Origin of the sequence: Brevundimonas goettingensis (assembly GCF_017487405.1) — a bacterium.
Classification (GTDB): Bacteria; Pseudomonadota; Alphaproteobacteria; order Caulobacterales; family Caulobacteraceae; genus Brevundimonas; species Brevundimonas goettingensis.
Genome location: NZ_CP062222.1, coordinates 1,861,639 through 1,877,000 on the forward strand (window position 1 = coordinate 1,861,639; position 15,362 = coordinate 1,877,000).

Here is a 15,362-nt window from a genome sequence, read left to right on the forward strand (position 1 = left end):
CTCTCTCGAAACCCGGGCGTCAAAAAAGGGGGGAAACGCCCGTCAGAAGTCGTCCCGTCTTGCGAGGGGCCGATTGGCGGGACAATGGTGGTCGGGCCATGATGGGTCAAGCCGCGTGACGTCCGTATTGACATCGGTATCCCCGGGAACGGAGATCGCCGAAAGCGCCCTGCTGGGCGGTCGTGTCCGGCTGCGCCAGCCGGTGAGCGGTTACCGCGCCGGCATGGACGCGGCCCTCCTCGCCGCCGCCGTCAATGCAAAGCCCGGAGACCGCGTCTTCGAGGCCGGCTGCGGCGCCGGCGCCGTTTTGACCCAGGTCGCCGCCCGCCGTCAGGAGATCCTTCTGACGGGGCTGGAGCGCGACCCCGCCGCCGCCGCCCTCGCCCGTGAAAACGCCGCCCTGAACGGGTTTGAGGGCCGTATGACCGTCGTGACCGGCGACGTCGCCGAGGGCTTCCGCCCGCTCGATCTGAAGCCCTTCGACTGGGCCGTCTCCAACCCGCCCTTCTTCGACGATGCGGGGGCCCTGCGCGCGCCCGCCCCCGGCAAGCGCGGCGCCTGGATGGCCGACGACGGCCTCGCCGCATGGTCCTCCCTGCTGCTCAAGGCGACGCGCGAGAACGGCAAAATCCTGATGATCCACCGCGCCGACCGGCTCGCGGACATTTTGTCCACCCTCGGCGAAAAGGCAGGCTCGTTCACCATCCTGCCCATCCAGCCTTTCGCCGACCAGCCCGCCAAACGCGTTCTCGTCCAGGCCGTCCGCACCGGCCGCGCCCCGCTGAAACTCCTTCCCGCCCTGACCCTCCACGATCGCACCGGCGCCAAACACACGCCGGAGGCCGAGGCGATTCTGCGGGGCGAGGCGGCGCTGGCGCTTTAAGTCGGCCGGGTGAGCCGATGTCGGCTCTCGACCCGTTGCGGACACTGTCACTGTGGTCTCAGAGTGGCTTGGTCACCTGCGAGAGAGTCCATGCTGCGATCACTTTTCGCGACCATCGTTTCGGCGACCGTCATGCAAGATTTTAGTGAGACGAGACCGTCAGGTCCTAACGACACCAGGGTCGTGGTGGCCTACACAGACGGCCAGATCGCATCCGCTGTCGGCTGGAATACCCGTCTCGCGGATGGGAGCCTCGGCGCGTCAACCTACACTGTGTTTCGCCATGGCGCGCGGGAGACGAACTGGACCACGCCTGCCTACACGATCGACCGGATCGATTTCCGATGCGACGAGCGCACCTTTCGCGTCGGAGGAACGCGTCTGTTCAGAGGCAACGCAGACCCCCTTGTCTCGCCTGGAAACAACGATGGGCCGTTCAAGCCCGTTGATGGAGACATCTTGCGCGAGCGTCAGTTTGCGGTGGTTTGCGGTACCGACAGTCGTCCCGTGTATCCGACCTTCTTCTATTTCATGGAAGCCTACGGGCTTGGGGACGGGCGGGCGCCGAGATCAGAACCCGGCCCGATGGTTCATTAGAGGACGCCCGCTTCCCACGCCCAGCCGACGTTCGGAACGTCCGCTCCCTGCCCTACCACGCCCCCATTTCGCGCAGCTGGATGGCCAGATCGTCCGGCAGATCGCCCGCGTCCATCGTCGTCAGATCGACCGGCGCGTCCTTCGCTTCCAGATAGCGCCAGCCTTGGAACGGCCGACGCGCCTGCGGGGCCGTGCGGATCACCTCGGGCGCCAGGGTGATCAGGCATTCGCTGGCCTTGCCCTCCCCGCGCGTGGTGATGTCGACGATCGGCATGCGGCACTGGATGACGCCCTTGGTCACCCAGTAAAGGGAGCCGCCGTCCTCCATCTCCGCCGCCCGCTTGGGCGTCATTCGCGTATGGACGACCAGCGGCCCCTTGCGGGCGCGCTCCTCCAGCCATTCGACGTTATCCATGCCGACGCTGAGCTTGATCATGTGCAGAGGCATGACGCGCCTCTGACACTGCTCCGCCCCTCAGGGCAAGCGTGACCTTGGGGTTGGGGCCTTAAGGCTGCGGAGAGGTCGGGGTCACCACCGCCACGCCGCCGGACGGCGCCGGGGTCACGACGGCCGGAGCGGCGGCGCGAGCTTCAGCCGCGCGGGCCTCGCTGTCCGCGCGCTGGGCTTCGGCCTGGGCCCGGGCGGCGTCGGCCCGCGCCAGTTCAAGGCTCTGCTGCCCGCCGGCGATCTGGCCCTGGACGGCGGCGACATTGGAGGTGGCCTGGGCTTCGGCGACGGCCTGCGCGGCCTGGGCCTCGGCCAGCCGCGCCTCGCTGTCGTCGGTCACCGGGGCCTCGCCGCGCGCGAACAGGATCCACATCGCCGCGACAACGATCAGCATGGCCAGCCCGCCCGCGATCCACCAGCCGGTGTTGGACGACTCACGGCGAACGATGACGGTCTCGGTATAGACAGGCTCGCCCGACGCAGGTCGCGCCGGGTCGAGGTTGGGGTCGTACTGGGTCATGGGGTTCCTCCCGCCATTGAACCCCCGGAACGGGTCCTGACGGCGCCGGTTCCCCAAGGGGCGTCCCGTTAACCCATCCGGCGCAGCACCAGGGCGCTCCAGGCGTCGCGATGGATGCGCCGCTCCAGCCGGAAGCCCTTGGACAGATAGGCCGCCGTCACCCGCCGCTCCTGGGTCCGCAACAGACCCGACAGGATGGCCACCCCGCCGATCCGCAGCGCCAGCTTGATGTCCTGCGACAGGGCCACCAGCGGCGGGGCCAGGATGTTGGCGAACACCAGATCGTACGGCCCGTCCTTGCGCACCATACGGTCGTTCAGGCCCGAGGCGTGGACGAAGCGCGCCTTGGCCATGTTCAGCTTGGCGTTCTCGTTGGCGATGCGGACCGAGGGGGCGTCGATGTCGGTGCCGACCGCGATCCGGCTGCCGGTCTTGGCCGCCGCGATGGCCAGCACCCCCGTGCCGCAGCCGACGTCCAGCACCCGTTCGAAGGTCTCGCGCTTGAGCAGCTCGTCGTAGGCGATCAGGCAGCCCACCGTCGTCCCGTGGTGACCTGTGCCGAAGGCCGCGCCCGCGTCGATCTTAAGGGCCACGGCGCTGGCGGGCACCAGACCCTGGTCGTGGGCGCCGTAGACGAAGAATCGCCCGGCCTTCACCGGCGGCAGACCCGACAGCGACATGGCCAGCCAGTCGGCGTCCGCCAGGACCTCGACCTTCACCGTCACCTCCGGATGTTCGGCCAGCCGCGCCTGGATCCCCTCGGACTCCTCGTCCGTCGTCGGGAAGGCGTCGATGCGCCAGATGCCGCGGTCCTCGTCTTCCTCGAGGATGGAATAGGTCGCGCCTTCCAGCATGACGTCGGCGTCGAGCGCCTCCGCAGCGGCCTCGGCGGCGGCGCGAGAACCGTGTGCGATTATCTGAACTGCGGTTTGGGACATTTTGTTAAAGGCCAGTACTATATCGAATCGATGCAATTGCGGACGCGCGTCATGTGCGTCCATTCCAACCGAGGGGTCGGCGAGTTCTATGGCTAAAGCACCATCCAAACCCGCGTCGGCGAAACCCGCCGCCGCTTCCAAGCCCAAACCGGCGGCAAAGTCGAGCGCCGCGAAGCCCGCGACCGCAAAAGCCGCTCCGAAACCGGCCCCGGCGACCGCTGCGCCCAAGGCCGTGAAGGCCGCCCCGACGACCGCCCCCAAGGCTGCCGCGAAACCCGCCGTCGCCCCGAAGGCCGCTGCCGCCAAAGCCACTGCGCCCAAGCCCGCCGCCAAGCCGGCCGCCGCGCCCAAGGCCGCTGCCAAGCCCGCCGCCAAGGCTGCGCCGAAGACCGCGACCAAGCCCGCAGCCGCTCCGAAGGCCACCGCCGCTGCGAAAGCCGCGCCCAAGGCTGTGAAGGCGCCCGCCGCCAAGGCCGCCCCGAAGACCGCGACCAAGCCCGCCGCTGCGAAGGCCGCGCCCAAGGCCGCTGCGCCCAAGCCCGCCGCCGCCAAACCGGCCGCTGCTCCGGCGCCGAAGCCGGTCGAAGCGCCCAAGCCCGCTCCGGTCGCCGCCGCCCCTGCTCCGGCCCCGGCCCCGGCCCCGGCCCCGACCCCGGCTCCGGCGCCCAAGCCCGCCGCCGCTCCGGCTCCGGCTCCTGCCAAGCCCAGAAGCTTCTTCGACAAGATCACCGACGCCATCTTCGGCAAGCGCTGATCTGACCGGCCCCAACTAGCGCGAAGCGCGGTAGGCCAAACAAACGGAAAGCCCGGACGGTGCGAACCGCCCGGGCTTTTTGCTGTCCGGCGATGCCGAAGCGATCAGTCGCTCGGCAGGTCTTCCGACAGGATGGCCATTTCGAACATGAAGCTGCCGTCCTCGTCCTCGTCGTCGAAGACCACGCCGACGAACTCGTCACCGACATAGACCTCGGCCGAGTCGTTAACCTTCGGCCGGGGCTTCACGATGATGCCGCCCGTGTTGAAGGTCTTCTTCAGATGCGTCTCGATGCGCTTCATGTCGTTGGTGTTCATCGGAGCCTCGGCAGTATCGGATTGGAATCTGGTGGCGGACCCTAGTCGCAGAGCCCGCAAGGGGAAACCCTAGATCGAGAAGTCGTAGACCACGTCGGCCAGGGTGTGATCCATCGTCCGGGCCGGCTCCGCGCCCGTCGGGCAGTTGACCAGCCGCGCCGGCACCCCGGCGACGGTGCAGCCTGACGGCACGGGCTTCAGCACCACCGAGCCCGAGGCCACCTTGGCGTAGTCGCCGATCTGGATATTGCCCAGGACCTTGGCCCCGGCGCCCAGCAGCACGCCCTTGCCGATCTTGGGATGGCGGTCGCCGCGCTCGGCTCCGGTCCCGCCCAAGGTCACGCCGTGCAGCATCGAGACCTCGTCGCCGACCACCGCCGTCTCGCCGATGACGATGCCCGTGCCGTGGTCGAAGAACAGCCCCTTGCCCAGGGTCGCGCCCGGATGGATGTCGATCTGGAACAGTTCGGAGATGCGGCTCTGGAAGTGGAAGGCCAGGGTCTCGCGCCCCTGCGTCCACAGCCAGTGGGCCACACGCGACGCCTGCAGCGCCTGGAAGCCCTTGAAATAGAGGAAGGGCTGCAGCAGCGACCGGATCGCCGGATCGCGCTCGGCGACGGCCCGCAGGTCGGCCTCGGCGGCCGCCACGATCGACGGATCGGACCAGAAGGCGAAGGCGCAGACCTCGCGCACGCTCATCTGGGCCAGTTCGGCGTCGCCGATCTTGCGCGCGATCTGGAAGCTCAGGGCGTTGGCCAGGTCCAGGTGCGACAGGATGGTCGCATTCATCAGCGACCCCAGATGCGGCTCGCTGCGCGCCGCCTCCTCGGCCGAGGCGCGCAGCTGGGCCCAGGTCGACGAACCCGTCGTCTCCTGGCCAGCGATCACCTCGAATTTGGGTTGGGTCATGTCTGCACGGCTCCGGTCGTCCGGGGACTATACCCGCGTCAGCATGGCATGCGCCAGCCAGCCGGGCAGAAGCCCCTCCCTGGCCATATGGTACGCCCGATATGCTGTCGCCACCGTAAACGAGTCGAGGATCGCCCCCCGCTCTATCTCGTGCAGAAGCGACAGGAAGGGCACGCGCACGATGGTCATGATCTCGGTCGGGTCCGGATCGATCGGCACGGGCGTCAGATCCCAGGCGATCCATGTGTAACCGATCTCGTCGGTGATCGAGTTCGACACCTCGATCTTGAGCGCCAGCTTCCAGCTGGCCGCCGCCAGCCCCGCCTCCTCGGCCAGCTCGCGCTTGACCGCGTCCAGCGGATCCTCGCCGAACGGCGCCCCGCCCTCGGGCATCTCCCACGAATAGTTGGCGCGCGCGAACCGGGCCTGTCCGACCAGGGTCACGGTCCCGTCGGGATGGATCGGCAGCACGCCGGTGGCGATGTTCTGGAACCGCAGCACGCCATAGTTCGCCGCCCGCCCGGTCGGAGCGATCGCCTTGTGCTCGGTCACCTTCATCCACGGCGTCTGGTGCACGACCTCATGCCCCAGATCCTGCCACGGCGGCGTCGGCGTCAGGCCTTCTGCCCAGGCGGGGATCGGTTGCGCACCCATCACTTGTGGGTCGGGGGAGGAATTTTCAGCGTCGTCGGTCACCCCCGACCTATGGCGCAAGGCGGCCTCCGCGCCTAGCTAGACCGCATGACCCAATTTCCGAAAGCGGCCGATCTCGGCGACCTCCTGCCCCAGCCCGTCCGCTCGCAAGAGCTGCTGAACCGGCTCTCGACCCGCCGCTCGGCGCCCGCCCAGACCCTGACCGTCCCCGGCCCGAACCCCGAGGAAGTGGCGGAAATCCTCCGTCTCGGCGCCCGCACCCCCGACCATGGCAAGCTCTTCCCCTGGCGCTTCGTGGTCATGGGCCCCCAGACCCGCGCCGATCTGGCCGAACGCCTGTCGGCCCTCGCCGTCCGTCAGGGCCTCGGCGGCAAGGCCCAGGCGGTGCTGGCCAAGCTGACCGCCGCCCCCGTCTCCATCCTCGTCATCTCCACCGCCGCCCCGGGTCCCAAGCCCGTCTGGGAGCAGGAGCTGTCGTCCGGCGCCGTCTGCATGAACATCGAACACGCCGCCGACGCTCTGGGCTACGCCGCCTGCTGGATCACCGACTGGTACAGCTATGACGCCGAAGCGCTTGAAATCCTTGGCGTGAAGCCGAACGAAAAGGTCGCCGGCTTCATCCACATCGGCACGACCGCCGAAGCCCCGCTTGAACGCGTCCGTCCCGACCTTTCGACCCTGACCATAACCCTGCCCTGACCACCGTCTGCGTCCAACGGCGCAACCGGTAAAATCGCGTCATTCCACCGCATCAGGCGCTATCGTGGGAACTCCGGCGGCGTGGAGGCGCTGACCGGGATGTCCAGCCCCTTGCATCGCGTCATGACGACCACCGTCGGCGCCCTCGGCCATCCCGCCAGTCTGGTGGTCCTGCTGATCTGCGCTCTCGTCTGGCGCAGGGTCGAACCCGACAGCTTCGACCTTCACGCTGTCGCGACCCTCGTCGCCGTCGCCATGACACTGATTATCCAGCGCGGCCAGAACCGCGACACGGCGGCGCTTCAAGCCAAGCTCGACGAGCTGATTCTGGCGACGGAGGGCGCCCGAAACGAACTCGCCGGCCTCGATGAGGAAAGCGCTGACGATATCGAAGAGATCAAGGCCGGAGCCTGATCCCTCCCGCCGCTAGGTTCGCCGCGCCGGCTAGACCGCCGCCGCCAGCGCCGGGTCGGCCCTCAGCCGCTCAAGGTCTCGGCCCGGCGGCCGGCCGAACTGGCGGCTGTACTCGCGGCTGAACTGGCTGGGGCTGTCATAGCCGACAGCGAAGCCGACGCCCGCCACGTCGCCGCCCTGCCCCAGCAGCCGGTTGCGCGCCTCCTGCAACCGCACCTGCTTCTGGTACTGCAGCGGGCTCATCGAGGTCACGGCCTTGAAATGGCGGTGCAGCGACGTCTCGCTCATCCCCGACAGGGCCGCCAGCCCGCCGATGGTCATCGGCTCGGCGAAATGGGTGCGGATCCAGCGGATCGCCCGCTTGACCTGGGCCAGCCGCCCGTCGACCGCCGCGATCTGGCGCACCATGGCCGCGTGCTCGCCCTGCATCAGCCGCCACAGCAGCTCGCGCCGGATCATCGGGGCCAGCACCGCCGCATCGCCGGGCCGGTCCAGCAGCCGCACCAGCCGCGTCACCGTATCCACCATCTCGGCGTCCATGGTGCTGACCGCCAGCGCCCGGATCGGGGTCTCGTCCGCCGCCAGACCGCCCTCGGTCTCGATCAGCAGCTCTGCCGCCGTCGCGGGATCCAGCGCCACCCCGACGGCCAGATAGGGCGCCGTCAGCACCTGCCCGCTGACCGGCAGATCGGCCGAGACCACCAGATAGTCGCCCGCCCGATAGGCATGAGTCTCGCTGCCCAGGGTCGTCTGTTTCGCGCCCTCCAGAATGACGCACAGCATGGGCTCATAGACGATCTGCTGCGCGTCCGAGACGATGTCGCTGGCCAGGATGCTGATGCCGGGCAACAGCACCGGCGCGGTTCCGTCCTGCGGGCCTTCGCCCAGTCGGCTCCGCACCAAGGCGGCGAGTTCGTGCAAGCGATCCATGCCGACACTCAACGCCTGCGGGCCCGCGCGCGCAAGCCTGGCCACGCCGGTTGGCAGGATCGTGCAAGAGGCTGGCGGCATCCGTCTACGTCCCCGGGGCCGTCAGGGCGCACAACACGCCTGCCCCCGGCCTCAAGTAGCGCAACGCGCGATAGGCCAAACAAGAATGGAGATTTGGACATGACCACAGCCCCCAAAACCTGGTTCATCACCGGCGCAGCCCGCGGCCTCGGCGCCGCCATCGCCCGCGCCGTCCTCGACGCCGGCGACAATGTCGTCGTCGCCGGACGCAACCGCGACGCCCTGATCAAGGTCGTCGGTCCGGATTCCGATCGCGTCCTCTCGGTCGCCCTTGACGTCGCCGACCTGACGCAGGCTCAGCCCGCCGTCGACGCCGCCCTCGCCCGCTTCGGCCGGATCGACGTCCTCGTGAATAACGCTGGCTACGGCCACCTCGGCCTGTTCGAGGAGACCACCGCCGCCGACGCCCAGGCCCAGTACGACACCAATGTCTTCGGCCTGATGTCCGTCACTCGCGCCGTCCTGCCCTCCATGCGCGCCAACCGCTCGGGCCGGATCTTCAACCTCTCCTCCATCGGTGGCATCGCCGGCGGCGAAAGCGGCGCCCTGTACTGCGCCTCGAAGTTCGCGGTCGAGGGCTTCTCGGAATCCCTGGCTCAGGAGGTCGCCCGCTTCGGCATTCAGGTGACCATCGTCGAGCCCGGCTTCTTCCGCACCGACTTCCTTGAGCCGACCTCGGTCAAGCACGGCACTGTTCCCATCGCCGACTATGCCGAGGCTGCCGAGGCCCTGAAGACCTTCTACGACGGCCGCAGCCGCAACCAGGCGGGCGACCCGGCCAAACTGGGCCAGGCCCTCGTCACCCTCGCCGATGCCCCGCAGCAGCCGGTCCGCTGGGCCGCCGGAACCGACGGCTTCAACATCGTCCAGGCCAAGATCGCCAGCCTTCAGGCCGAGCTCGACGCCTGGAAAGCCCTGACCCTCTCCACCGACGGCGACTTCGACTTCCGGCCGGAGAACGCCACCGGGGCCTGGGCCTAAACTCCCCGAACCCGCCACAATCGGCGCGCTCACTCCCCTTCGGTCCTCGGAGGGGAGTGAGACATGTTCCGCCGCCTGCGCCTGCACACCGCCCTGATCCTCGCCGCCGCCTCGCTGGGCCTCACCGCCTGCGTGGGGGTGCTAAACCGGTGCGGCGACGGCTTGAACCCGCCCGCCGGCGGCTGGGACCGTCACGGGCCGGGCTAGGACCGGAGCCGAGCGGCCAACAGGCAGACGCCGACCACCACGACCGAAACCGACCGACGCCTCATCGCTGCATCCCGAACGTGCGAAACACGACATTGACGACCGTCACGAGAGGCCGTCAAGCGCCTCGACTTCGCATTCCGACGCTGGCCAATCCCTTGCCGATCAAGGCTCTGCAGGTCCGCGACCACATTCGGTTCGGCGCCGCTTCCGAAGGGCGTAAACTGACGGCTTCGGGTCTTTGACATCGCTGAACCACACCGAGGCATGGCCGCACTCTGGCGCATGCGCGTGCAGACCGCGTGCACGCCCGAACGAGAACTCAATAAAACGAAAAACCGTATTTTTTCAGATCCGTAGAAGGCAAACCTCAGGCCAGACATTCAAAATTGCACTCGAGTGCAAAACTTTTTTCCGAGTGCAAAGCCCCGCTGGACCTAGCCCCGCCCGCGGTAGGTCGGCACCCCCTGGTCGGGCAGCCACAGGCCCTCGGGCGGCGCGCCCGTCTGCCAGAAGACGTCGATGGGGATGCCGCCGCGCGGATACCAGTAGCCGCCGATCCTCAGCCACTTCGGCTGCAGCAGGTCGGCCAGCTTGCGGCCGATGGCGACGGTGCAGTCTTCGTGAAAGGCGCCGTGGTTGCGGAAGCTGGTCAGATAGAGCTTCAGGCTCTTGGACTCGACCAGCCACTCACCCGGGGCATAGTCGATGACGATGTGGGCGAAGTCCGGCTGGCCCGTGACGGGGCACAGGCTGGTGAACTCCGGCGCCGTGAACCGGGCCAGGTACAGGGTGTCCGAATGCGGGTTGGGCACCCGCTCCAGCACGGCGGTTTCGGGGCTGGTCGGCTGGACGGTTTGCTGGCCCAGCTGATGCAGGCCGGAGGTGTCTGTGGTCATTCGCTCGCTTTAGACTTCGGCGACGGGTCAGTGAAGAGTGCTGGTGAGCAAGAGGTGAGCCTGCCGCGCTGGCATCGTCTTCCTTCGCTCACCCCTCGCTCACTAACACTTCTCACCCACCCACACGCCCGTTGCCTTACCCAACGTACCCCCGCTAAGCGTAGCGAAAGACAACTGAGGAGACGTCCATGGCCATCCCCGCTTCCCTCCAGAAGGGCCTCAAACTGCCGGTCATCGAGGCGCCGATGTTCCTCGTCTCCGGGCCCGACCTGGTGGTCGAGTGCTGCAACGCGGGCGTCATCGGCACCTTCCCCTCGCTGAACCAGCGCACCACCGAGGGCTATCGGGACTGGCTGGTCGAGATCAAGTCGCGCCTCAACGACGACGCCGCGGCCTTCGGGGTCAACCACATCGTCCACGGCTCCAACGAGCGTCTGATGGCCGATCTGGCGGTGACGGTGGAGCACAAGGTGCCGCTGGTCATCACCTCCCTCGGCGCCGTCAAGGATCTGGTCGACGCGGTCCACGGCTACGGCGGCGTGGTCTTCCACGACATCGCCAACGTCCGCCATGCGAAGAACGCGGCCAAGGCGGGCGTCGACGGCCTGATCCTGGTCGCCAACGGCGCGGGCGGCCACGCCGGCATCGTCAACCCCTTCGCCCTGGTCAATGAGGTGCGGGAGTTCTTCAAGGGGACCATCATCCTGTCGGGCTGTCTGTCGAACGGCCAGGACGTCGCCGCCGCCCTGATGATGGGCGCCGACTTCGCCTATATGGGCACCCGCTTCATCAACACGACCGAGGCCATGGCGTCCGACGGCTACAAGGCGATGATCATCGACTCGGGCGCGACCGACATCGTCCACACTCCAGCGGTCTCGGGCATCCCGGCCAACTTCATGATCAAGTCGCTGGAAGCCAACGGCATCGATCCCAAGACCCTGCCCGAGCACAAGCTGGACATGGGCGAGGAGGCCCGGGCCTGGAAGACCGTCTGGTCCGCCGGTCAGGGCGCGGGCACGGTCCACGACGTGGTCCCGGCCGCCGAACTGGTCGCCCGCCTGCGCAGCGAGTACGCTGTGGCCTCGGCCGCCTTCGCCACGAAGGTCGGCGTCGCCTGAGGACACTCCGATGCTCGCCACGGCCCTGCTCCTGACCCTCGCCGCCGCCTCTGATCCCCTGGCGCCCGCGCGTCAGGGCCAGGTCCAGTGCTACGATCCGCTCCCGGCCCAGAAGCTGTGCCGGGCCATCGGCTCCTATGCCTTCGGCGCTGACGGAACGATCACCAGCCTGGCCGAAACCCGGCTGCAGGACAGCCCGGTCATCGTCATGTTCGCCCGTAGCGCGGTCGTCATCCGCGACGGCAAGGAGTGCTCCAACGGGGACCTCAAGGAGGCCGACATCGAGAAGATCGAGATCGACGGCCAACCGTTGCCCGCCGCCGCCCTGGCCCAGGTCAGACCCCAGATCATCGCCGGCCTGCCTGACTTCATGAAGGGCGGCGAGCCCCTGTGTTCGGCCTATGCGGCCAACGCCGACGGCACGATGACCGCGACCGCGGACGTCGGCGGCGTCGCCCATCCCGAGCTGACCGCCACGGTCATGTGGGTGAACCCCGCCGACGGCTGGAAGGTCGTTCCCTAGGCCAGCCCCGGGTGCGGCCTCCGGTCGCGACCCCATACGCAGGCGGTGCAATCGGGGCTAGGCAGGGGCATGACTCGCCTTCTCGCCTTCATCGCCCTCGCCACCGGGCTCGCCGCCTCCCCCGCCCTGGGCCAGACCTCGACGGGCGCCCACAGTGTCCAGTCCGGCGGCGGCAGCCAGACCCACGGCGAGCGCCCTCACCTGCTTTGGCCCCGCGGCGACTGGGCCTTCAGCATGGGGGCCGGAACGGACAACCGCTCCAAGGACGCCTCCAAGTCGCTGGGCGATCCCTATGTCTCCGCCTCGGCCGACTGGGAGGGCGAAGGCGGTCTGTTCTACGCCGGAGCCGGGGCCGAGACGATCGACGCCGGCGGCTCGGACCTCCAGCTCGAAGCCTTCATCGGTATGCAGCCGGAGCTTGCGGGCTTCGACCTCGACCTGTCCGTGACGCGCCAGTGGCGGATCGACGCCGATCCGGGCGCCGACGCCGACAACTGGGAGATCACCGCCAACGTCAGCCGCTCCATCGGCAAGGCCAGCGGCCGGCTGCAGTTCCAGACCTCGCCGGACGGCGCCGGCGCTACGGGCCGCTGGACCTGGGTTGAGGCCCGCCTCGGCTGGACCTTCACCGACCGCCTCAAGGGCACGGCCGCCATCGGCCGCCGCGAGCAGCAGGACTCGGTCGACTACACCGGCTGGAACGCCGGGGTGACCTGGTCCATGAGCCGTCACCTCGACCTCGACCTGCGCTGGTATGACACCAACGCCGACCCGGGCGCCTCTGAAGCGCAGTACGGCTCGGCCCTTGTCGCCGCCGTCAACTACGCCTTCTGATCAGACAGACAGCGCCTGATCCAGGTCGGCGATCAGGTCCTCGACGTCCTCCACGCCCACGGACAGGCGGATCAGGTTGTCGGTGACGCCCCCGGCCTCGCGGACCTCCCTCGGCACACTGGCGTGGGTCATGATGGCCGGGTGGTTGACCAGGCTCTCCACCCCACCGAGCGACTCGGCCAGGGTGAAGACCCTGACGCTCTCCAGCACCCGCTTGGTCCGCTCCAGATCGCCGTCGATCAACACCGTCACCATCCCGCCGAAGCCCTTCATCTGGCTGGCCGCGAGAGCATGCTGCGGATGGCTGACCAGACCTGGATAGATGACCTTCTGCACCCCCTCGCGGTCCTCCAGCCAGCGGGCCACGGCCATGGCGTTCTCGCAGTGGGCCTTCATCCGGAGGCCCAGGGTCTTCAGCCCCCGGTTGGCCAGGAAGGCGTCGAACGGCCCCATCACCCCGCCGACCGAGTTCTGCAGGAACTTCAGCTCCTTGGCGACGTCATCATTGCCCGCCACCAGCACCCCGCCGATGATGTCCGAGTGCCCGTTCAGGTACTTGGTCGCCGAGTGCATGACGACGTCGGCGCCCAGGGCCAGCGGCTGCTGGCAGAAGGGGGTGGCGAAGGTGTTGTCGACGATCAGCAGCAGGCCGTGGGCCTTGGCGACCTTCGACAGGGCGGCGATGTCCGCGATCTTCATCAGCGGGTTGGTCGGTGTCTCGACCCACAGCATCTTGGTCTTGGGCGTGATGGCCGCCTCGACTGCGGCGATGTCCGACAGGTCGACATAGGCGAAGTCCAGCCCCATCGAGCGCCGGCGCACCCGCTCGAACAGCCGCCAGGAGCCGCCGTACAGGTCGTCGCCGGTGACGATGTGCGACCCGGCGTCCAGCAGCTCCAGCGCCGTCGAGGTCGCCGCCATGCCGCTGGCGAAACCGAAGGCCTGAACCCCGCCCTCCAGGTCGGCGATACAGGCCTCGAACGCCTCCCGCGTCGGGTTCTTGCCGCGCGCGTACTCATAGCCCTTGTTCACGCCCGGGCTCTCCTGGGCATAGGTCGAGGTGGCGTAGATCGGCGTCATCACGGCGCCCGTCGTGGGGTCGGGCCGCTGGCCGGCGTGGATGGCCCGGGTCGAGAAGCCTTGGGAGTTCTTGAGGTCGGCCATCACGGCTCCTGTCTGTCGGAAGAGACGCCGAGCTGTTCGGCGAAGAAGGTCTGGCTGCGGGTATAGACGTCGGACCACTGGGCCGCCGTCATCAGATGGCCGGCGCCGCGCGTCACCTGCACCCGCACTGGCACGTCGGCGTCCAGCAGGAACTGGCGCCAGCGCTGCGTGGAGGCGGGCGAGACGACCCGGTCGCGCTCCGAGCGCAGGATCAGCACCGGGATGCGTCGCGTGGGGTGGCGCGGGATATAGACGTCCCAGCCGCCGCAGACGGCGATGGCCGCCGACGCCCGACTGTCGCCCAGCGCCCCGTCCACGGCGATGTAGGAGCCCAGGGAATAGCCGACGACGCCGGTCCGGCGGCGATCCACACTCTGCCCGATCAGCCATTCGATCCCGTCGCGCGCGCAGTCGCGCCAGGCCTCCATCGTCGGCTCGCGCCGCACGACGTCGTCCTCGGCCGCGTCCAGATAGGTCGGGGCCAGGGCCAGATAGCCGTCCACCGCGAACTGCCGCGCGAAGGCCAGCTGGTCCAGCCCCATCCCGCCCGAGCCGTGGATGTAGACCACCCCGGCCCCATTGGCATTCGCGCCGGGCCGGAAGGCGATCGCCCGGATGGTCTTGCCGTTGCTCTGATACGCGACCCGCTCGGTCGTGACCCCGTCCACGGGCGGCGGCGTCTGCGCCAGCACCGGGCCCGCCACGGTCAGCACACCGGCCGCGCCCAGAAGCTCGCGCCGCCTCACGCCCCACTCCTCAGCTCGTCGCGCAGGAAGCGGTGGGCGGTGTCGAAGATGCCGCGCCACTCGGCGGGTTCGGGCACATGGTGGTCGCTGTCCAGCACCTCGACCTCGACATGGACCCCGGCGCGGCGCAGCGTCCGCTCCCAGTTGCGGGTCACGCCCGGCTCGACCACCGGATCGCCGTCGGCCAGGATCAGCAGGGTCGGCGGCTTCCTCAGGATCTGCTCGACCTCGCGCCGGCCGCCCGCCGCTATGGCCACCACGGCCCGGGCCGGGGCGTCCGACACCGCCAGTTCGCAGGCCATGAAGCCCCCGCGCGAGAAGCCGATGATGCCGATCCGCCCGGGGTCCACGCCGGGCTGGGTCGCCAGCCAATTGAAGCCGTCCAGCGCCGCCTGCCTCTGGAACGCGCCGCGGCCCTCGCGCCGCCCCTCGGGATCGGCGCCGAACCAGGCCGGGAAGGCCACCGTATAGCCCCGCGCCGCCAGCCGGGTCGCGTCCTCCAGCCAGCGCCGGATCTCCAGCGCCGCCCCGCCCCCGCCGTGCAGCAGCAGGATCCCGGCGCCCGCCATCGGTAGGCCTTCCGTCGGCGGGCTGAACAGCACGACGGTGATGTCCTCGCCCCCGCTGGGATAGGTCCCCGTGGCGATGCGCGGCGCCGCCTGGGCCCACGCCGGAGCGCCGCCCGCCGTCGCTGCGATCGACGCCGCCAGCAGCCCCAGACCGGTCCGGCGGGTCAGGTCCAT

General features: G+C 69.0%; 21 protein-coding genes. 10 read left to right on the plus strand and 11 right to left on the minus strand.

What is annotated here, in order from left to right; translation table 11 throughout:
- Positions 1 to 127 precede the first annotated feature (127 nt).
- Both IFJ75_RS09245 and IFJ75_RS09250 read left to right on the plus strand, forming a co-directional pair.
- Positions 128 to 883, plus strand: a complete 756-nt coding sequence (locus IFJ75_RS09245) for a tRNA1(Val) (adenine(37)-N6)-methyltransferase (protein ID WP_225897066.1) — start codon at positions 128 to 130, stop codon at positions 881 to 883.
- Between the two features lie 90 nt (positions 884 to 973).
- The gene (locus IFJ75_RS09250; protein ID WP_207932276.1) at positions 974 to 1,480 is read left to right on the plus strand and encodes a hypothetical protein; all 507 of its coding nucleotides are present in this window, start codon (positions 974 to 976) and stop codon (positions 1,478 to 1,480) included.
- A 52-nt stretch (positions 1,481 to 1,532) separates the two neighbouring features.
- On the opposite strand, the gene IFJ75_RS09255 is transcribed toward IFJ75_RS09250, so the two are convergent.
- From IFJ75_RS09255 to IFJ75_RS09265, 3 genes are all read right to left on the minus strand, one after another.
- A complete protein-coding gene (locus IFJ75_RS09255) occupies positions 1,533 to 1,928 on the minus strand; it encodes a DUF1489 family protein (RefSeq protein ID WP_207932277.1) in 396 nt (131 codons plus the stop codon).
- A 58-nt stretch (positions 1,929 to 1,986) separates the two neighbouring features.
- Positions 1,987 to 2,448 carry a hypothetical protein gene (locus IFJ75_RS09260; protein ID WP_207932278.1) on the minus strand — a complete coding sequence of 154 codons (462 nt, stop codon included), beginning with the start codon at positions 2,446 to 2,448 and terminating at the stop codon, positions 1,987 to 1,989.
- 68 nt (positions 2,449 to 2,516) lie between these two features.
- A complete protein-coding gene (locus tag IFJ75_RS09265) occupies positions 2,517 to 3,386 on the minus strand; it encodes a 50S ribosomal protein L11 methyltransferase (RefSeq protein WP_207932279.1) in 870 nt (289 codons plus the stop codon).
- Positions 3,387 to 3,474: 88 nt separating this feature from the next.
- On the opposite strand from IFJ75_RS09265, the gene IFJ75_RS09270 reads away from it, so the two are divergent.
- Complete coding sequence (locus IFJ75_RS09270) at positions 3,475 to 4,140, plus strand: hypothetical protein (RefSeq protein WP_207932280.1); 666 nt, start codon at positions 3,475 to 3,477, stop codon at positions 4,138 to 4,140.
- A gap of 104 nt (positions 4,141 to 4,244) precedes the next feature.
- Here the strand turns inward: IFJ75_RS09270 and IFJ75_RS09275 are convergent, their stop codons facing one another.
- From IFJ75_RS09275 to IFJ75_RS09285, 3 genes are all read right to left on the minus strand, one after another.
- Complete coding sequence (locus tag IFJ75_RS09275) at positions 4,245 to 4,457, minus strand: DUF3126 family protein (RefSeq protein WP_207932281.1); 213 nt, start codon at positions 4,455 to 4,457, stop codon at positions 4,245 to 4,247.
- A gap of 69 nt (positions 4,458 to 4,526) precedes the next feature.
- Complete coding sequence (cysE, locus tag IFJ75_RS09280) at positions 4,527 to 5,366, minus strand: serine O-acetyltransferase (protein ID WP_207932282.1); 840 nt, start codon at positions 5,364 to 5,366, stop codon at positions 4,527 to 4,529.
- Positions 5,367 to 5,393: 27 nt separating this feature from the next.
- Positions 5,394 to 6,020 carry an NUDIX domain-containing protein gene (locus IFJ75_RS09285; protein ID WP_207932283.1) on the minus strand — a complete coding sequence of 209 codons (627 nt, stop codon included), beginning with the start codon at positions 6,018 to 6,020 and terminating at the stop codon, positions 5,394 to 5,396.
- An 87-nt stretch (positions 6,021 to 6,107) separates the two neighbouring features.
- On the opposite strand from IFJ75_RS09285, the gene IFJ75_RS09290 reads away from it, so the two are divergent.
- The gene (locus IFJ75_RS09290; RefSeq protein ID WP_207932284.1) at positions 6,108 to 6,719 is read left to right on the plus strand and encodes a nitroreductase family protein; all 612 of its coding nucleotides are present in this window, start codon (positions 6,108 to 6,110) and stop codon (positions 6,717 to 6,719) included.
- A gap of 99 nt (positions 6,720 to 6,818) precedes the next feature.
- Complete coding sequence (locus IFJ75_RS09295; protein ID WP_207932285.1) at positions 6,819 to 7,133, plus strand: low affinity iron permease family protein; 315 nt, start codon at positions 6,819 to 6,821, stop codon at positions 7,131 to 7,133.
- 30 nt (positions 7,134 to 7,163) lie between these two features.
- Here IFJ75_RS09295 and IFJ75_RS09300 read toward each other — a convergent pair whose 3' ends face one another.
- Complete coding sequence (locus IFJ75_RS09300; protein ID WP_207932286.1) at positions 7,164 to 8,063, minus strand: AraC family transcriptional regulator; 900 nt, start codon at positions 8,061 to 8,063, stop codon at positions 7,164 to 7,166.
- A gap of 180 nt (positions 8,064 to 8,243) precedes the next feature.
- On the opposite strand from IFJ75_RS09300, the gene IFJ75_RS09305 reads away from it, so the two are divergent.
- Together IFJ75_RS09305 and IFJ75_RS09310 are read left to right on the plus strand one after the other, a co-directional pair.
- On the plus strand, positions 8,244 to 9,125 hold the full coding sequence (locus IFJ75_RS09305; protein WP_207932287.1) for an oxidoreductase: 882 nt from the start codon (positions 8,244 to 8,246) through the stop codon (positions 9,123 to 9,125).
- Between the two features lie 63 nt (positions 9,126 to 9,188).
- Positions 9,189 to 9,332 carry a hypothetical protein gene (locus IFJ75_RS09310; protein ID WP_207932288.1) on the plus strand — a complete coding sequence of 48 codons (144 nt, stop codon included), beginning with the start codon at positions 9,189 to 9,191 and terminating at the stop codon, positions 9,330 to 9,332.
- Positions 9,333 to 9,769: 437 nt separating this feature from the next.
- Here IFJ75_RS09310 and queF read toward each other — a convergent pair whose 3' ends face one another.
- The gene (queF, locus tag IFJ75_RS09315) at positions 9,770 to 10,231 is read right to left on the minus strand and encodes a preQ(1) synthase (protein WP_207932289.1); all 462 of its coding nucleotides are present in this window, start codon (positions 10,229 to 10,231) and stop codon (positions 9,770 to 9,772) included.
- A 188-nt stretch (positions 10,232 to 10,419) separates the two neighbouring features.
- Between queF and IFJ75_RS09320 the strand changes: the two genes are divergently transcribed.
- The 3 genes from IFJ75_RS09320 to IFJ75_RS09330 all read left to right on the plus strand — a co-directional run bounded on the left by IFJ75_RS09320 (position 10,420) and on the right by IFJ75_RS09330 (position 12,709).
- Positions 10,420 to 11,352, plus strand: a complete 933-nt coding sequence (locus IFJ75_RS09320; protein WP_207932290.1) for an NAD(P)H-dependent flavin oxidoreductase — start codon at positions 10,420 to 10,422, stop codon at positions 11,350 to 11,352.
- Between the two features lie 10 nt (positions 11,353 to 11,362).
- The gene (locus tag IFJ75_RS09325) at positions 11,363 to 11,875 is read left to right on the plus strand and encodes a hypothetical protein (RefSeq protein ID WP_207932291.1); all 513 of its coding nucleotides are present in this window, start codon (positions 11,363 to 11,365) and stop codon (positions 11,873 to 11,875) included.
- Between the two features lie 69 nt (positions 11,876 to 11,944).
- Complete coding sequence (locus IFJ75_RS09330; protein WP_207932292.1) at positions 11,945 to 12,709, plus strand: TorF family putative porin; 765 nt, start codon at positions 11,945 to 11,947, stop codon at positions 12,707 to 12,709.
- Here the strand turns inward: IFJ75_RS09330 and IFJ75_RS09335 are convergent, their stop codons facing one another.
- From IFJ75_RS09335 to IFJ75_RS09345, 3 genes are read right to left on the minus strand one after another with little or no spacing between them, the layout of a single operon-like run.
- Positions 12,710 to 13,873 carry a cystathionine gamma-synthase gene (locus IFJ75_RS09335; RefSeq protein ID WP_207932293.1) on the minus strand — a complete coding sequence of 388 codons (1,164 nt, stop codon included), beginning with the start codon at positions 13,871 to 13,873 and terminating at the stop codon, positions 12,710 to 12,712.
- A complete protein-coding gene (locus tag IFJ75_RS09340; RefSeq protein WP_207932294.1) occupies positions 13,873 to 14,619 on the minus strand; it encodes a dienelactone hydrolase family protein in 747 nt (248 codons plus the stop codon). Before IFJ75_RS09340 ends, IFJ75_RS09335 begins: the two co-directional genes overlap by 1 nt.
- The gene (locus tag IFJ75_RS09345; protein ID WP_207932295.1) at positions 14,616 to 15,362 is read right to left on the minus strand and encodes a dienelactone hydrolase family protein; all 747 of its coding nucleotides are present in this window, start codon (positions 15,360 to 15,362) and stop codon (positions 14,616 to 14,618) included. Before IFJ75_RS09345 ends, IFJ75_RS09340 begins: the two co-directional genes overlap by 4 nt.

What these genes read in the sequence shown, in the direction of transcription:
- cysE (WP_207932282.1), bottom strand. Translation starts at nt 5,366, where the DNA reads ATGACCCAACCCAAATTCGAGGTGATCGCTGGCCAGGAGACGACGGGT.
- IFJ75_RS09265 (WP_207932279.1), bottom strand. Translation starts at nt 3,386, where the DNA reads ATGTCCCAAACCGCAGTTCAGATAATCGCACACGGTTCTCGCGCCGCC.
- IFJ75_RS09260 (WP_207932278.1), bottom strand. Translation starts at nt 2,448, where the DNA reads ATGACCCAGTACGACCCCAACCTCGACCCGGCGCGACCTGCGTCGGGC.
- IFJ75_RS09330 (WP_207932292.1), top strand. Translation starts at nt 11,945, where the DNA reads ATGACTCGCCTTCTCGCCTTCATCGCCCTCGCCACCGGGCTCGCCGCC.
- IFJ75_RS09295 (WP_207932285.1), top strand. Translation starts at nt 6,819, where the DNA reads ATGTCCAGCCCCTTGCATCGCGTCATGACGACCACCGTCGGCGCCCTC.
- IFJ75_RS09320 (WP_207932290.1), top strand. Translation starts at nt 10,420, where the DNA reads ATGGCCATCCCCGCTTCCCTCCAGAAGGGCCTCAAACTGCCGGTCATC.
- IFJ75_RS09255 (WP_207932277.1), bottom strand. Translation starts at nt 1,928, where the DNA reads ATGCCTCTGCACATGATCAAGCTCAGCGTCGGCATGGATAACGTCGAA.
- IFJ75_RS09305 (WP_207932287.1), top strand. Translation starts at nt 8,244, where the DNA reads ATGACCACAGCCCCCAAAACCTGGTTCATCACCGGCGCAGCCCGCGGC.
- IFJ75_RS09310 (WP_207932288.1), top strand. Translation starts at nt 9,189, where the DNA reads ATGTTCCGCCGCCTGCGCCTGCACACCGCCCTGATCCTCGCCGCCGCC.
- IFJ75_RS09250 (WP_207932276.1), top strand. Translation starts at nt 974, where the DNA reads ATGCTGCGATCACTTTTCGCGACCATCGTTTCGGCGACCGTCATGCAA.
- IFJ75_RS09335 (WP_207932293.1), bottom strand. Translation starts at nt 13,873, where the DNA reads ATGGCCGACCTCAAGAACTCCCAAGGCTTCTCGACCCGGGCCATCCAC.
- queF (WP_207932289.1), bottom strand. Translation starts at nt 10,231, where the DNA reads ATGACCACAGACACCTCCGGCCTGCATCAGCTGGGCCAGCAAACCGTC.
- IFJ75_RS09275 (WP_207932281.1), bottom strand. Translation starts at nt 4,457, where the DNA reads ATGAACACCAACGACATGAAGCGCATCGAGACGCATCTGAAGAAGACC.
- IFJ75_RS09300 (WP_207932286.1), bottom strand. Translation starts at nt 8,063, where the DNA reads ATGGATCGCTTGCACGAACTCGCCGCCTTGGTGCGGAGCCGACTGGGC.
- IFJ75_RS09285 (WP_207932283.1), bottom strand. Translation starts at nt 6,020, where the DNA reads ATGGGTGCGCAACCGATCCCCGCCTGGGCAGAAGGCCTGACGCCGACG.
- IFJ75_RS09345 (WP_207932295.1), bottom strand. Translation starts at nt 15,362, where the DNA reads ATGGACCTGACCCGCCGGACCGGTCTGGGGCTGCTGGCGGCGTCGATC.
- IFJ75_RS09325 (WP_207932291.1), top strand. Translation starts at nt 11,363, where the DNA reads ATGCTCGCCACGGCCCTGCTCCTGACCCTCGCCGCCGCCTCTGATCCC.
- IFJ75_RS09270 (WP_207932280.1), top strand. Translation starts at nt 3,475, where the DNA reads ATGGCTAAAGCACCATCCAAACCCGCGTCGGCGAAACCCGCCGCCGCT.
- IFJ75_RS09290 (WP_207932284.1), top strand. Translation starts at nt 6,108, where the DNA reads ATGACCCAATTTCCGAAAGCGGCCGATCTCGGCGACCTCCTGCCCCAG.